A 14,009-nucleotide genomic window follows, 5' to 3' on the forward strand; every position below is an offset into this window, starting at 1 on the left:
GTGCAGATCGTCGTCGGGACGGCGGCGCCGCGGTCATCGTGAGAAAGCCCGGGCGTTGGTCGCGCTACCCATGGCGAAAGCCAGCGTGGCGGCGGCGATCTGCGCCGTGCCATGGGCCTGGCCCCGCGCATTCCGGGCCGCCAAGAGAGCCCTCTGCGCCTCCAGCGCCGCCGTGATCGTCCCCGCGCCGCTGCGATAGGCAGACAGGGTCGCGTCGTAACTGACCGCGGACGCTGCCACGAGCGTGGTAGCGGCGCGGAACGCGGCGAGCGCGCTCTTCAGCGCGTCGACCGACACGACCACTTCCCGCGCCGCGTCCTGCTGTAGGCGGATGAACGTGTCCTCGGCCTGCGCGGTCCGGGACCTCGCCTCTTCGAGGCGCGCGGCCCGCACGCCTCCGTCGAAGATCGGCACGGAAACGCCGCCGAGCACGGTGACGTTGCTGCTTCCTGGCGACGTGCCAAGGGCGGAGCTCCCGACGTTCCCCACGATGGGCAACGACGTCACGCTCAGCCGGCCGTTCACGGAGTTCCCCGAGACCGACGTGAAGACCTTCGGCAGGAAGTCGGCTTCCGCCGCGGCGACGCCGGCGCGGCTGGCCTGTGCGGTCGCGACCGCGACCTGCAGGTCCGGCCTGTGGCGCAGGGCCGTTCCGACGAGCGTTTCCAGGGGGGCACCGACCAATGGGGGCAGAGGATGGACGGAAGCGTCCTCGACGCGGATCCGCGTGACCGGCGACACGCCCATCGCGCCGATGAGGCCGTTGTAGGAATCCCGCTCGGCGTTCCGGCCCTGGACCAGGTCGAAGTCGGCCTGGGCGAGCATCTGCTTGGCCTGCGCGACCTCGACGGTGGTCCCGACGCCCTGGTGCAGGCGGCTCTCGGCGGCGTCGAGGACGGCCCGCGCGTCACGCTGCGACGCACCCGCGATGCGGACGCGCTCGCGGGCGGCGCCGAACTCGTAGAACTGCCGCCCGACGTCATAGATGATCTTCTGGTGGACGGCGTTGAACGAGATGTTCGAGGCGAGCGACAGCTTGCCGGCCGCCTTCGCCAGCGCGTCACGCTGCCCGAAATCGAACAGGAGCCACTGCAAGGCTGCCGTCGAGACCGTGCCGGTAGCCTCGGTCCCGAGGTTGCCGGTCCGGCCGGTGAGCGGCAGCGTCTGGCTCGACGAGGTATACTGATACCCGCCGAGGACCGTGGCGGTGACGACCGGCAGGTAGCTCGCCTTGACGATGCCGACCGCCAAAGCCGCCTGCCGGGCCTGCTCCCATGCGATGCGGGTCGTCGGGTTCGTGGTCTGCGCGATGTCGATGAGTTCCGGCAAGGTGTGGACCCGGACGGGGTCTGTGGCCGGCGGCGGTTGAACGACCGCGAGCGCAGGCCTGGCCGGGAGACCGAAATCGACCTCGCTCATCTCGATGGGCGCCGGTGCGCCCGGCGGCACGAAGGGCGTGCCGGGCGTCGCCGGGGCGAGGTCCAGGGACGACGTCGCGCATCCCGCCGTGAGGAGGACGGTCGCCAGACCGAAGGCGCGACGGAGTATCCTAAGCATGTGCGTGACGCCTCGCTGCGTCCGAACGGAGCGTCCGCCACGCCTCGGCGAACCCGGCCACGTCCGGGGCGCCCCTTGCGGGCGCTTCGGGGTCGTCCGCCTCGTGCATCGCCCCGTCCACGGCAGCCGCCATGGCTCGGGCACCGGCCATGGCGGGGGGGCGGTGCTCCGCGGCGAGCGATCCGATGCGGGCCGCGCGCTCGTAGAGACGCTCCCCGGCGTCGAGCATGTCGGTGGCGGGCCGCGCCCGTTCGGGGCCGTCGCCCGGCTCGTAGGCCAGGGCGTCGATCTGGTCCCGCAGGCGCTCCAGGGCTTCCAGCGCGCCGGGGTCGGAACGCTGGCCGACGGGACCGGTCTCCTCCCTCGCCACGAGGCCGCGGATGCCGGCGAGGAAGCGGCGCACCGTCGCCTCCACCTCCGGCAGGATCGAAACGGGGTAGAGCCGGGTCGCCACCAGGAAGATCACGAGGTCGCCGAAGACGATGCCGATGATCCTGTCGCGGGCGACGGTCAGATCCGTCTTCAGCGCGAAGCCCTGCAGCACGCACAGGCAGAACGCGAAGGCGATCTGGATGCCCATGTACGAAATCCGCTCGCTGCCGACGACGACCCACGCGCTCGGCAGGACGACGGCGGCGACGACGACGAGCAGGCCGGTGATGCCGTCGATGTGCGGCAGGACGTACACGAGGGTCGCGAGGCCGAGCGTCGCGCCGATCAGGCAGCCGGATAGGCGCAGGACCAGCTTCCGGTTGGTCTCGCCGACCGTGAGCAGCGACCCCACGAAGCACGTGATCATGCAGGTGTGGATGCCCGGCCAGTCGAGGATGGCGTAGGTGAGGTAGCAGGCCATCGCCGCCAACGTCGTCTTCAGCGCGTAGCGGACGTGGTCGGGGTTCGAGAACGCGTCGGGTTTGAGGAATCCCGATTTCGCGACCTTCGGCTTCGCTGCGGCCCGGCCGCTCGCGAAAGCCTCCTCCGCTTCCGTGACCAGATCCCCGAGGGCGTCTCCCGGCTGGACGGCCGGCCTTGCGCCCCCTGTCGTCGGTCGCCCGTGTTCGACCGTCTGCGCCAGGTCCCGGCACCGGGCGCCGAGGTCGGGACGGTCCGTGGGCTGTCCGGCGCCCCCACCGGCGGCAAGCCTGATCAGGAGCGCCCGACTGACGGGCATCAGGGCGCCCAGCCGCGCCGCCGACGTCCGCTTCAGACGGCCCAGGAGACCGGCCAGACGTACCAGCTTCCGGATCGCGCCATCGTCCAGGTCCACGACGCGAATGGCATCCGCGCGGCCCGGGTCCTCGAAGCACGCGGCAGCGAGCCTGAGGCGTTCCGCCAGCGCCTCCCTCGCGAGCCGCTCCGGATGCCGGCCGAAGGGCAGGTTGAAGGCGATCAACACCGCGAGCGGCATCATCGAGAACTGCAGGGCATAAAGCAGGCCCCGGGTCACGAGCTCGCCGTTGGCGCCCTTGCCGAGCAGGTCGATGCCGTAGGCGAGGACGAGGCCTATCGTGTTGCCCAGGGCGCCGAGCTTGCTCGCCGAGGCTAACCAAAGGATGCCGAACGACAGCAGGACCATCGCGGCGACCCGCGCCTGGGGGAAGTCCAGGGTCAGGATCGCGACGGCGAAGATGATCCCCACGATGATGGGCAGCAGCACCGAGAGGGCGATGCACATCAGGACGGTGGTCGCGCTGTCGGGCTTCTGCAGGAAGAGGACGAGGAAGACGCTGACCGCGGTCTCGGGGACCTTGAAGGTCATCGATGCCAGGACGACGAGCACGGACACCGCGGTCACCCGCAGGGCCATCCCGGTGCGGCCTGGGAAAGGCGCCAACTCGGCGAGGAGGGGCGACGGGCCGCGTGCTTCAGCAGTCGCCATCGCGGGGTATCCTGACGATGGCGCTGGCGCCCAGCCGGGCGAGATCCTCCGGCGGGTTCTCCAGCTTCACGCGCACGGGGAACCGCTGGGCGACGTGGACCCAGTCGACGGAACGGACGACGATGGGGACCGAACGCGGCAGGTTCACCCGGTCCTGTCCCGAGACGCCGTAGCCGATGCTGTCGACGCGTCCCTTGATGGGCACAGTCCGGTCGATCATCGAGTACACGACCGCGCACCCGCCGCCCCGGATGCGGTTGAGTTCGGTCTCGCGGAAGTTGGCGACGGCGAACCACTCGTCGGTGACGATCAGGGTGAAGAGCGACTGGCCGGGGGCGACGAATTCCCCCGACTTGACGGTGAGGCCGGTGACGCGGCCTTCGTGGGGCGCCTTGACGACCGTGTTCGCGAGGTCACGCGCCGCCAGGGCCGCCGTGGCCTTGCGGGTCTCCAGGTTGGCCTTCGCCGATTCCGTGTCACCGACCGCGCCGCGGGCGGCGGCGGCCTGCTGCATCGCCTGGGTCAGGCTTGTCTCGGCGTTGCGTTTGGCCGTGGCGGCATCGTCCACCTGCTGATCCGACACGTACCCCTTCGGATGCAGCGGCTTGATCCGCGCCAGGGTGTTCGTGGCCAGTTCGAGGTTTGAACGGGCGCGCACGACCTGCTGATCGGCGATCTCCACGTTCGCCCGCTCGGTGGCGACGGCCCGGGTCTGGCTCGCGAGCAGGCCCTCGCCGGCCTTCACCTCGGCCAGGGCCGCCTCCAGGCGCAGGCGGTAGGGCTCCGGGTCGATGCGGAACACCACCTCGTCCTTCCGGACCAGTTGGTTCTCCTGCACCGGCAACTCGACGATCCGTCCCCCGACCGAGGCGGCCATGTGGACCACGTCCGCATCGATGGACGCATCGTCGGAGGTCGGGTTGTGCTGCGTCGCGCGGTAGTAGCTCCAGCCTACGCCGACCGCCGTGAGGATGATCGCGAGGGCGACGAGCCTGCCGAGGAGTGCCTTAACCATGCGGCCGCATATCGCTCACGGGCCGAACAGCAGCAGCCAGAGGCCACAGTCGATGGCCAAGGCCGCACAGGTGTAGGTCAGCAGCTTGAACGGGATGCCGTCGTCGAGTTGGATGACGGAGAATGCCACCCTGAGCGACAACGCGCCGACGATCCCCGCGACCGCGCAGACGAGCCACGCAGGGAAGAAGGCCCCGAAGAGGCTGAAGGTCGGTGCCGCGGCTTGCATCACTGCCATCGTCCGGGAAGCCGGCACATTCACTGAGCCCCCCGGCCGATGGTGCTTCGGCCCTCGGGCCGGAGCAGGGACGCTACGGGCAGGCGGCCCTGAACGCTTGAACGATACGACTGACTTGCCGTCGCTGGCGGCAGCCGAGACGAAGTTCTCCACCGCGGCTTAAGGCGATGGGTTCGAAGTTCTTCGAACAAGTGATGGCTTCGGCACGGGGGTAGCCGATGATCCTGCCGCGGCTGGATTTCGGTCCACCGGCACCGGCGAAGGCTTTCCTTGCCGCGGACCGCCCCCCGGAAGTCGGCGAGGTCGGAGGCCGCGCGGGGATCGGGCTTATTGCCCGCGCGGCCTGCTGGCTGGACTTCCGGCGAGGGGGCGAAGCCGAAGGCCCAGCGTCCTATGCGGAGGCGTGGTCGGCCTCCGTGAGAGGATGGACGTCGAACGAAGGTGAGCGGCATGGCGGCTCTCTCAATCTTCACCATCGTGCCCGGGACCGCTGGCCAGCCGGGACCCGGCTGGTGATGCCGGCGTCCCGTCGCTCGGTCCGGCGCCATCGACGTCGGGAGAAGGCTGGTCGGGTCAGGCGGCCCGGTGAAGCAGCGATGCGACCACGGTCTTGGCCATGCGCCTGCGCGCCTCTTCGACGTCGATGTCGGGCGCGAGCCGATTCAGCATCGCCGGGAAGGCGGGCGGCTGGCCCACGGCACCGTTGAGCAGCGAGAAGAACAGGGCCGGATGGCTGCTGCGCACGATCCCGGCCTCGATGCCGGCTGCGAACAACGAACGGCAGGCCTCGTAGGCCGGCCTGAGGAGGCGCTCCGTCACCATCACCGCTCGCTCGGGGGCGTCCGACCCGTGGTGGAAGACGAAATCCCTTACCTCCGGATGGACCGCGTAGAAGTTCGCGACCGTGGTGATGAGATTGCTCAGACGTTCGTAAAGGGGCCTATCCGATTGCCTGGAAAGCTTTCCGACCTCGTCGATGACAGGCGTCGTCGCCGTCACGATTAAGTCGAGGCAGGCTTCCCAGAGCTCCGCCTTGCTGCCGAAATGGATGCGAACCAGGTTCGGGCTGACCCCCGCAGCGATGGAAATGCTCCGGATGTCGGCTCCGTCGAAGCCGTCGTTGGAGAACGCGAGGGTCGCCGCACGGAGAAGGGCCTGCCGACCGTCCGGCATGTCTTTGGTCCTGCGGCCGCGCGGACGGGTTCCCGCCTCGGCCGGCCCTCTGGGTCGAGAAACCATCCCACCCGCCGAATAAGTGTCCTTTCGTACATATAACGTCGGGCGTCGACGCTGCAAGCAGACGCGGCGGCCCACCGAGGGCGGATGACCGTGACCGGCCTCGCCGCCCACCCCGTCGCCGGCCAGGGGCTGGTCGAGTGGTGCCGCGGTCATCGACGGCTCGCGATCACGGTGCGGCAGGCCGGACTGAGATGGTCGATGTTCTCGACCAGGCAGTTGGTGATGGCGGTCCGGTTCGGGATGAAGGCCCGGCAGAGATTCATGACGTCAGAGGTGCATGCCTGGCGGTCGCGGATCGTCTCCGACGGGGTGTCGTGAAACTCCTGTGCCTCGACCTGCATGACCGATCCGACGAGGCACGTCAGCACCAGTCCGACGAGCGCGGTGGGAAGGTGCTTTTTACGGGGGCCTACGGCTCTCATCGATGATCTCCATGTTTCTGCAAGAGCTCCGCGCAAATGCGGATACCTGACGTGGGGGCTTTCGCCCTCGACCCGGTCTTGCGCTGGTTGCACCTACATCTGGGCCGGGCGACGGGAATTCCTTGAACGATACGACGGTCCCGCGAGACGGGGCCGCGTCCTAGCTCGGTCGGGGTCGCGGCGAGATCGGGTGGGCTTCGCTCGCGACGACCCTCATGTTCGCGAGCGACGAGGGCTTGCATCCGAAGGTCGCCCGGAAAACCCGGCTGAAATGCGCGCCGTCGGCGAAGCCGGCCTCGACCGCGGCCGACGTCACCGAAGCCCCGTTGCCGAGGCGGCGAATGCCAAAGAGCAGGCGCCGCCAGAGGAGGTACTTCCTGAGCGGCATGCCGACCTGTTGGGTGAAGAGCGCCGAGAACCGACTCGGAGAGAGGGCGACCTGGTCGGCAGCCTCGTAGCGGTTGGCCAGCGGTACCGGCGCGGAATCGATGAGATCGACAACCTCTGACACGCGGCGGTCCAGCCGCGGCAACTGCGGCAGTCCGTCGAGCCAGATCGAACGCCAGAGGTCGAGCAGCGCCCATGCCTCGTCATGGGTCGGCTCCGAACGGTCCATCTCGCGCAGCAGTGACACCAACCGCTCGTGCCCCTTGCCGTCCACGGAGGGGCGGACCTGCGCCAAGGCGCGGGCCGCACGGGTTTCAGGATCCACCCACAGGAAGGCGGTCCTGCCGGTCGCGATGACGCGATGATGTTCGAGTGGCGCGAGGACGCCTGCCTCGGGACCGATGCCCGGGGCGCGCGCCGTCTCGATGCGCAGATGGCCTTCCAGCGGGATGGCGACCTCGAACGCCCTGTGGCGATGCAGCCGCTGATCGGTGGCCTGGCCGAGGAACAGCGCCGCCCCGGGGAACAGGAATGCCTGCCGCGACGTCCGTCGAGCGCCGATTGACCCCTCAGCCAGCATCGTCACCGTCCCCATATATGCTCACACGTACATATATAGGTCCGCGCAAGTTGCAAGCTTCAAAAGGCTGCGGGACGGACGTGCACGGGATCCTGCCGCGGAAGGTCGAAGCTTGGTCGTCCGGATGACCAAGGAGCGGAATTCGGGCCCTTTGTGCAACGGCGCATGATGCGGGTACGGGTGCGTCTGCCGGGCGCGATGCGGATCGGCGACCCTGCGCGTCACAGACTTCCGGCCGAGGCCTCGATCAGAGAGACGACCGCCGGGTTGGGCTTACGCCTGATCGAGCGGGCGCTCGCGTCCGAGATGGGCGGCAAGGCCGGGATCGACTACCGCCCGGCTGGGTGCGGTTCACGCTCGAGGCGCCGTTGCCCGAGCGGCTCGCGGTGGTGCCGGACGTCGAGTTCGCCATCTGACGGCACGCGCGGCTAGGGCCGGCTTGGTGGTTACCGCCACAGGGCGGGACTTCGCCAAGGATGCCCTTGGGGAGGTCAAGGCGATCAAATCCAGCGCACGCAAGACCTAAATCAGCCTCAGGTTGACGATCGTATCCTCCGGTTAAGTTGGATCTGCTTTAAGAATAACTTTGAGTTGCAAAACATATCATTGGTCCGGAGCGCAAAAACTGCGCTCCGGTGCAATGATCTGCTCCCCGTTCCCTCTGTAGCGGACCACTAACGGCGCAAAGTTGTGGTCTTGAGCGCCGCAAAGTTCTGCTCTCTCTGCGAATGATTGCGGCACCCGACGTTCGATCTCGGTTTGTGGCTTGCACCGGTCCACTCGACATTCGCCGCAGCGGCCCGATGGAAAGCCGCCCGGGGATCTTCCGATGGCCTACGTTCATGGGAGTCGGCCAAACCGGCGCCTGGCCGCATCTCTGCTTGAGCACCTCAAGGGAAGGCTGGTCGACGCAAGCGAGGCCGTCGAAACGACCATGACGATGCAGGCCGCGACTGCATCCCCGCACTGGCGGCTGTCCAACGTCGCCGGCGTTCACGTCTACGAGGCGGACGGCGGATGGAATGCCGACTTGGTGTTCGAGAACCTTCCGCTCGGCGTGCCGGTGGTGACCGGGAACGCCGTTCCGTGCGCGACGCGCAGGGCGGCGTTGGAGAGCGCAATCAGGCAGCTGTCGGTCTGCGCGGAGCGAGAGAAGCATTACTTGGCCAGCTTCGACACGGCCATGCGGTGGTTCGTGTTCGACGAGGTCGAGGTTCCGGTCGACCCGGATTATCTACCCGGGGTGGCCGCGCGCCTCGCCGATGACGGCTTCACCGTGGAACAGGCCTGCCGGCAGCTTGCCCGGCTCCGCCGGATCATTTCCGGCGACGGCCCGGTCACGGCGGACAAGGTCGCCGCGGCGTCAGCGAAGGACCGAGAGAGCCTCGCCGTGGCCTGCGAGGTCGCCATGGCACTTGGCCGGACGCAGTTCTCGTTCGTGGATGTTGCCTGGGCGGACTACGAGGCCGAGGCTCCGGTCCCGATGCACTAGGGCGCCTTCGGCGCACCGCCGCCGGGGAGCGTGGCCAATGCCTTCTCCAAGTCTTTCGACAACGCGTAGATGGCGTTGCCCCGCCCGTCCCAAGAATATGTCGGCATGCACCCGGACGTATCGAGGTGCCGCCTCACGATACGCCAGTGCAAGTCCTGAGTATGCCCGAGCTCCGTGAGGGTCACGTACCTGCCGCGGAACGTCTCGAAGCTCTCGCGCGTGATCAAGGGGATACGCCGCCGGACCCTCGGGCAGAATGCCTTCTCGACCTTCAGGTGGCCCGCCCGGATCATCCGGCCGACCAGCTGATGGCTCATCCCCCGCATCTCGGCGCCCACGTCGAACTTGGTCATGTGCGTCGGGGGCGGCCTGTCCTGCCTGAGGACGTTCAACACCTCGCCGGCGTCCACCAGCAGGTCCGTGTATCGAGCACCGCCACCCAGGCGGCCCTTCCACGTGAGCCGTCCTGCGAGGACCAAGCTCACGAGTTCCACGATGTTGGTCGATGCGACCAGGCACGCATGACCCAGGTTGACCTGCAAGCGGGTCGGCTGCTCGACAGGCACGGCTCCCTCGCCCAGGCGGCCGATGAAGCTTTCCAAGTCCGCACGGGCGATGCGGTGACGCGCGTTGGCCACGTCGCGCGATCCGAACAACACGGGGATCACCCCCTGGACGATGAGTTCGAGCAAGTGCCTATGGATGATGCCGGTCGATGCCACGACCGCGGCGACGGGCAGGGCAACCCCGAACTCGCGCAGTCGCTCCTCGAACTCGGCCGCGCCGATCATCAGCCGCGTCCGCTCCGAGGCGGGAAGCGCCGGCGCCACGCCGGGTCTTGCAAACATGCCGCGTAGGGTCTGGTTGCACACCCGCGACTCCCTCGCGGCGGAGGACATGGTGTGCAGCCGCCGGGCCTCCAGGACCTGCCCGAGCACCACGGTGCCAGCCGCGAACGGCACGTTGTCGAGGGCATGCCGCCGCACGATGTCCCGGAAAGGGTCGAACGCAGGATCCGAGTTCCGCCCGACGGATCTCCAAATTTGCCCGTAGACCTTGTTGCTCCCCACGTAGCCAGCCTGGTTGGCCCGTGAGACGAGGCCATCGAGGAAGCGCTCGATGCCGGGCTCCGCCCCCTGCGCGACCCGAAAGCCGGCGAGGGAGACGGCCGCCCTTTCCGCTGGATCGAGACACTCGTAAGGGTGTGCTTCCTTATCGACCGTCTCGATCCCAAGGGCCTCGCAGATATCGACTGCGGCGTAGAGGGGCATCCGGTCGAGCCAGTCATCCGGGTTCATGATGCCGGAAAGGCGCCGGAGCACCCACTTCTCGAAGTCGCTCGGCTTGGAGGGCACGGCCTCGACACGCAATCGTTCGAGCCGAGGCAGCACCTCTGTCGCAATAGCACTCGAAAAGTCCACAAGTGGAAAGCCTGCGACGAGATCTGTTTCGACGAGCTGGATCGCGTGCACGTGGCAAGAGTGGATCTGCTCGACCATCCACTCGACACGCAGCCATGTCAGCGCCGTGGGCGTCACGTCCCCAGGACCGTCGCAAATGTCCCCGGCGATGCAGTGGGGGCAGAACCGAACGAACCCCGTGAGCAGTGAGCGCCGCGCGAGTCTCTCGCTCCCAATCCTGGAATCCGAAGGTCCGTTTCTGCGAGGGGTCGTACGAACCAGGCCATCCGTCTCGGCCGGATCGAGCGCACCGAGCGCCGCAACATGGCGGACGGCCGCCTCGTCGCCAACGTGGAGCCTTCGAACATCCACGCCGGTGCCGCGCATGAGGGTGGGAAGGTCATACCCGTTGAGGGCGGCGAGGCGCGAGGCGTAGCCGATAGCTACCTCCCCCGGATGCACCCGCAGAGCCCATTGCAGAGGTTCGACGTCCGCGACCCGGGTCATCGCTCGTCCTCGTCGTCGTCCTCCTTGTTCTTGGTATCCCCGAGGAACGACCCGGGCTGCAGCGCATCCCAGTCGTCCACGAGGAAAGGGTTCCGATCGTTGCGGCCACGGGCGAGGGATCGGTTCGCATAAGCGAGGGCGAAGTGTTCCCGCGTGAGTTCCTTCGCGTCGGGTTTGGCGTGCAGGGCCTGATGGATCGCGGCGGCGACGACCTGGCAGATGCGGGCGAAACGATAGCGTGCGGCGTGCGCAATCCGTTCGGGCATGTCCGTCTTCGCCATGGCTCCGATCTTCATCTCGACCGCCTTGGCCATCGTATTGAGGATTTTCACGACGAGCACCCTTTCGCTCTCCATCTGGAGATCGGGGAACTCAACGATCCAGTTACGCCGTTCTACCTACTCGTCCTTGATGGGAAGCCTCGTGATCTTGGGTAGCCCCGACAGGACGAAGGCGACCGGATGGGTCCGCGAGATCGATGCCCCCTTGATCGCATCCGCGAGTTCCTCGATCTCGGGCGTCTTGCCCTTCCGGATGAGATGGCTGAACTCGTCGATATGGACGACGCTGACCTCCCGCTTCAGGAGCTCCTCCGGCAGCCTGTACCAGATGTCGCCGCGCCCGATCTTGCCGACGCGCGCTCCGGCCTCGTCGAGGATCATTTCGGCGAGGATCCTGGGGTGGACGTATCCGCTCAGGGAAATGGAGATGCGGGGCCGCACGACGCCGAAGGACCGCCGTTCCGCCTGAAGGGACGGGTGTGCGCGCAACACCCGATCCATCGCGAGGCTCTTCCCCGCCCCGCTGGGACCGATCATGAAGAAGACCTCAGCCTCCTTGAGGCGCAGGCGCTTCTCGGTGAGGTGGTACTTCATGAATTGAGCGAAGGTATCCTCCAGGATCCTGTCGCGGCTGCATTCGACATAGACGTCTTCGAGCTTGTCGAGCCGGGTCAGCCCCCTCAGGTCTCGATCAGGCAGCTTTGATCGCATCCGCCGACGAAGGTCGTCGGACGAGAGGTTCCCCGAGCCAGCACCCGCGGCGATAAGGCTGTCGCTATCGGCGCTCATTCGACGTCCTCCCCAAACAGGTTGATCGAGCCGGCCAGCCCGGGCGGCGCGGATGGGACAGTCCCCGGGCGGCGGCGCCCGCCGGCCGGCGTAGCCACCGAGACGCCGATGCTACCGGACCCCGCGTCTCCGCTCGTAGGGGCGCCCGAGGGAACCGACCGTGTTGACAGCCATGACGACGCCAGGCGTCTGCGTCCGGGAAGGTTCAGGAGGTGAGGCCAGCATCTGCGTCCATGGTGGCGAGCCCTGGCGGACAACGGACCGGTCATCGGCACGGCCAAGGTGGATCTCGGGCGGCGACACCTCGCCCGCAAGCGGGCAGTCTTCACGGATGGGCGACCTGCCGAGGGTGGACGCGCGCCGTCAGGCCGCGCGGGACGTCGGCTCGGGTTCGAGGCCGGAGGCTTCCGGCCTCGAACCGAGGACCGCTTCGAGGGCCTCGGCGACCGCCACGGCCGTCCCGGTCGAGGGCGCGACCAGCGGCAGGCGCATGTCCGGGGACACGTCCGCCTGCAGGAGGGAGAGGGCCAGCTTGACCGGCCCCGGGTTGGTCTCGCGCTCCAGCGCCAAGACCAGGGGCGCGAGCCGGGCCTGGATGGCCGCCGCGGCCCGGAAGTCGCCATCCCGGCAGGCGCGCTGCAGGTCGGCGCACAGCCGCGGCGCGACGTTGGACACCACGGAGATGCAGCCCCGTCCGCCAGCGAGGTTGAAGGCGGCGGCGGTCGCGTCGTGGCCCGAGAGCTGAAGGAAGACGGTCCCAATCGACCGGGCGGTCGCCGTCGGCCGTGCCAAGTCGCCCGTCGCGTCCTTGATCCCGACGACGTTCGGGATCGCCGCCAGCCGCGCGAGCGTGTCGGCGGCGATGTCGACGCCCGTCCGGCACGGCACGGTGTACAGCAGGATCGGGAGGTCGACCGAGCCGGCGATGGCGGCGAAGTGGCGGTAGAGCCCCTCCTGCATCGGCTTGTTGTAGTAGGGCGTGACCACGAGCGCGGCATCGGCGCCCGCGGCTTGGGCGGCCCGCGTGAGCTCGATGCTGCTGCGGGTGCAGTTCGTGCCGGTGCCGGCGATGACCGGAACGCGCCCGGCGGCGGCCTCTACGGCGATGCGGAGCAGCCGGTCGTGCTCGCCCGCCGTCAGCGTGGGCGCCTCGCCAGTGGTGCCGGCGACCACCAGGCCTTCGGTGCCCTCCGCGACCTGCCATTCGACGAGCCCGGCGAAGGCGCGCTCGTCGAGCCTCCGTCCTCCGTCGGCGAACGGCGTCACCAGGGCCGTCAGCGAGCCCCCGAACCGGTCCGCTCCGGCGTTGGCGGCATCGGACGGCTCGGCCCGGTCGAGGCGGGATAGGGACATGAAGAACCTCGGGATCGGCCAGGCCGCGGTGAGGTGGGGGGGCGGTAAGCCTTGGCGTCGACGATAAGGCGACCCGCATAAGGGAACGAGACGCCAAGCGGGCTCGCAGGATTAGGAAGTCATCAGGACAGGGGCCCGGCGCCCCGGCTTGGTTGTGTTGCCCGCCCGTGCGAACACGCGGCCATGCTCACCTACCCCGCCTTCGCAGCGGCCGCCCTGGCCGAGATCGCCGGCTGCTTCGCATTCTGGGCTTGGCTCCGCCTCGACAGGTCACCGCTGTGGCTCATCCCAGGCATGGCCTCGCTGGCGCTGTTCGCCTACTTGCTGACCCTCGTGGAGAGCAAGGCCGCCGGTCGCGCCTACGCAGCCTACGGCGGGATCTACGTCGTCGCGGCCATCCTCTGGCTATGGGGCTTCGAGGGTCACCGGCCGGATAGGTGGGACGTCGTCGGGGGAATGATATGCCTGCTCGGCAGCGGCCTGATCATCTTCGCGCCGCGGGGAAGCTGATTCCCGGGACAGGATCGGCACCCGCACTCCTGATGAAACCCTGATGGAGATGCCATCCGAGGCATCTCGCATCCTTACGCGGTCCCGTGCTCACCTGGGATGACCCTCATCACCGGAGCGCGGACATGACCCATCACCTGAACGACGACAGGGATTTCGGCGCCCTCGATGCCTGTCGCGGCGAGGAGGCCCTGGCCGCCACGCTGCGGGCCCGCGCCGCCGTGCCGTCCGAGCAAGAGGCGCAGCACGCATTCCGGCGGCTGTGCACGAGCCGTGCGACCCGGCGCGCGATCAGGGACCACCGCCTCGCGGGTAAGCGCTGAGCCAAGGGACCTGTCCCGGAACCCGACCGCGGCGCCTT

General features: G+C 68.4%; 14 protein-coding genes. 3 read left to right on the forward strand and 11 right to left on the reverse strand.

The features are described from left to right. Nucleotides 1–33: 33 nt before the first annotated feature. The 7 genes from ME121_RS20620 to ME121_RS20650 form a co-directional block, all read right to left on the reverse strand. Entirely contained in the window at nucleotides 34–1,557 is a 1,524-nt protein-coding gene (locus ME121_RS20620; protein WP_244573431.1) for a TolC family protein, read from the reverse strand. Next, nucleotides 1,550–3,436, reverse strand: coding sequence for an FUSC family protein (locus ME121_RS20625; protein ID WP_083461035.1), 1,887 nt, complete (start codon nucleotides 3,434–3,436; stop codon nucleotides 1,550–1,552). Before ME121_RS20625 ends, ME121_RS20620 begins: the two co-directional genes overlap by 8 nt. Then, the gene (gene mdtN, locus ME121_RS20630; protein WP_043074402.1) at nucleotides 3,423–4,451 is read right to left on the reverse strand and encodes a multidrug transporter subunit MdtN; all 1,029 of its coding nucleotides are present in this window, start codon (nucleotides 4,449–4,451) and stop codon (nucleotides 3,423–3,425) included. Before mdtN ends, ME121_RS20625 begins: the two co-directional genes overlap by 14 nt. A gap of 15 nt (nucleotides 4,452–4,466) precedes the next feature. After that, a complete protein-coding gene (locus ME121_RS20635; RefSeq protein WP_052516914.1) occupies nucleotides 4,467–4,679 on the reverse strand; it encodes a YtcA family lipoprotein in 213 nt (70 codons plus the stop codon). A 582-nt stretch (nucleotides 4,680–5,261) separates the two neighbouring features. Further along, a complete protein-coding gene (locus ME121_RS20640) occupies nucleotides 5,262–5,861 on the reverse strand; it encodes a TetR/AcrR family transcriptional regulator (protein WP_043074404.1) in 600 nt (199 codons plus the stop codon). A 215-nt stretch (nucleotides 5,862–6,076) separates the two neighbouring features. After that, nucleotides 6,077–6,349, reverse strand: coding sequence for a hypothetical protein (locus tag ME121_RS20645; RefSeq protein ID WP_244573433.1), 273 nt, complete (start codon nucleotides 6,347–6,349; stop codon nucleotides 6,077–6,079). A gap of 160 nt (nucleotides 6,350–6,509) precedes the next feature. Continuing rightward, on the reverse strand, nucleotides 6,510–7,316 hold the full coding sequence (locus tag ME121_RS20650; protein ID WP_179239944.1) for an AraC family transcriptional regulator: 807 nt from the start codon (nucleotides 7,314–7,316) through the stop codon (nucleotides 6,510–6,512). An 829-nt stretch (nucleotides 7,317–8,145) separates the two neighbouring features. On the opposite strand from ME121_RS20650, the gene ME121_RS20655 reads away from it, so the two are divergent. After that, a complete protein-coding gene (locus tag ME121_RS20655; RefSeq protein ID WP_043074406.1) occupies nucleotides 8,146–8,808 on the forward strand; it encodes a hypothetical protein in 663 nt (220 codons plus the stop codon). Here the strand turns inward: ME121_RS20655 and ME121_RS20660 are convergent. The 4 genes from ME121_RS20660 to dapA all read right to left on the reverse strand — a co-directional run bounded on the left by ME121_RS20660 (nucleotide 8,805) and on the right by dapA (nucleotide 13,138). Next, nucleotides 8,805–10,715 (reverse strand): TniQ family protein, encoded by a 1,911-nt coding sequence (locus ME121_RS20660; RefSeq protein ID WP_043074407.1) that lies wholly within the window; start codon nucleotides 10,713–10,715, stop codon nucleotides 8,805–8,807. The genes ME121_RS20655 and ME121_RS20660 overlap by 4 nt on opposite strands. Continuing rightward, entirely contained in the window at nucleotides 10,712–11,056 is a 345-nt protein-coding gene (locus ME121_RS20665; protein ID WP_143739238.1) for a hypothetical protein, read from the reverse strand. The genes ME121_RS20660 and ME121_RS20665 overlap by 4 nt, the downstream gene beginning before the upstream one ends. A 57-nt stretch (nucleotides 11,057–11,113) precedes the next feature. Next, nucleotides 11,114–11,707, reverse strand: coding sequence for an AAA family ATPase (locus tag ME121_RS20670; protein WP_179239943.1), 594 nt, complete (start codon nucleotides 11,705–11,707; stop codon nucleotides 11,114–11,116). A gap of 441 nt (nucleotides 11,708–12,148) precedes the next feature. Then, nucleotides 12,149–13,138, reverse strand: coding sequence for a 4-hydroxy-tetrahydrodipicolinate synthase (gene dapA, locus ME121_RS20675; protein WP_059409524.1), 990 nt, complete (start codon nucleotides 13,136–13,138; stop codon nucleotides 12,149–12,151). Nucleotides 13,139–13,321: 183 nt separating this feature from the next. Between dapA and ME121_RS20680 the strand changes: the two genes are divergently transcribed. Both ME121_RS20680 and ME121_RS20685 read left to right on the forward strand, forming a co-directional pair. Then, nucleotides 13,322–13,648 (forward strand): YnfA family protein, encoded by a 327-nt coding sequence (locus ME121_RS20680; RefSeq protein ID WP_043074410.1) that lies wholly within the window; start codon nucleotides 13,322–13,324, stop codon nucleotides 13,646–13,648. A 125-nt stretch (nucleotides 13,649–13,773) separates the two neighbouring features. Further along, nucleotides 13,774–13,971, forward strand: coding sequence for a hypothetical protein (locus ME121_RS20685; RefSeq protein WP_043074411.1), 198 nt, complete (start codon nucleotides 13,774–13,776; stop codon nucleotides 13,969–13,971). The last annotated feature ends 38 nt before the right edge of the window (nucleotides 13,972–14,009 follow it).

The sequence above is a fragment of the Methylobacterium sp. ME121 genome (assembly GCF_000974725.1).
Lineage (GTDB): Bacteria > Pseudomonadota > Alphaproteobacteria > Rhizobiales > Beijerinckiaceae > Methylobacterium > Methylobacterium radiotolerans.

What these genes read in the sequence shown, in the direction of transcription:
- mdtN (WP_043074402.1), bottom strand. Translation starts at nt 4,451, where the DNA reads ATGGTTAAGGCACTCCTCGGCAGGCTCGTCGCCCTCGCGATCATCCTC.
- ME121_RS20640 (WP_043074404.1), bottom strand. Translation starts at nt 5,861, where the DNA reads ATGCCGGACGGTCGGCAGGCCCTTCTCCGTGCGGCGACCCTCGCGTTC.
- ME121_RS20620 (WP_244573431.1), bottom strand. Translation starts at nt 1,557, where the DNA reads ATGCTTAGGATACTCCGTCGCGCCTTCGGTCTGGCGACCGTCCTCCTC.
- ME121_RS20645 (WP_244573433.1), bottom strand. Translation starts at nt 6,349, where the DNA reads ATGAGAGCCGTAGGCCCCCGTAAAAAGCACCTTCCCACCGCGCTCGTC.
- ME121_RS20650 (WP_179239944.1), bottom strand. Translation starts at nt 7,316, where the DNA reads ATGCTGGCTGAGGGGTCAATCGGCGCTCGACGGACGTCGCGGCAGGCA.
- dapA (WP_059409524.1), bottom strand. Translation starts at nt 13,138, where the DNA reads ATGTCCCTATCCCGCCTCGACCGGGCCGAGCCGTCCGATGCCGCCAAC.
- ME121_RS20625 (WP_083461035.1), bottom strand. Translation starts at nt 3,436, where the DNA reads ATGGCGACTGCTGAAGCACGCGGCCCGTCGCCCCTCCTCGCCGAGTTG.
- ME121_RS20670 (WP_179239943.1), bottom strand. Translation starts at nt 11,707, where the DNA reads ATGCGATCAAAGCTGCCTGATCGAGACCTGAGGGGGCTGACCCGGCTC.
- ME121_RS20655 (WP_043074406.1), top strand. Translation starts at nt 8,146, where the DNA reads ATGGCCTACGTTCATGGGAGTCGGCCAAACCGGCGCCTGGCCGCATCT.
- ME121_RS20660 (WP_043074407.1), bottom strand. Translation starts at nt 10,715, where the DNA reads ATGACCCGGGTCGCGGACGTCGAACCTCTGCAATGGGCTCTGCGGGTG.
- ME121_RS20635 (WP_052516914.1), bottom strand. Translation starts at nt 4,679, where the DNA reads ATGCAAGCCGCGGCACCGACCTTCAGCCTCTTCGGGGCCTTCTTCCCT.
- ME121_RS20685 (WP_043074411.1), top strand. Translation starts at nt 13,774, where the DNA reads ATGACCCATCACCTGAACGACGACAGGGATTTCGGCGCCCTCGATGCC.
- ME121_RS20680 (WP_043074410.1), top strand. Translation starts at nt 13,322, where the DNA reads ATGCTCACCTACCCCGCCTTCGCAGCGGCCGCCCTGGCCGAGATCGCC.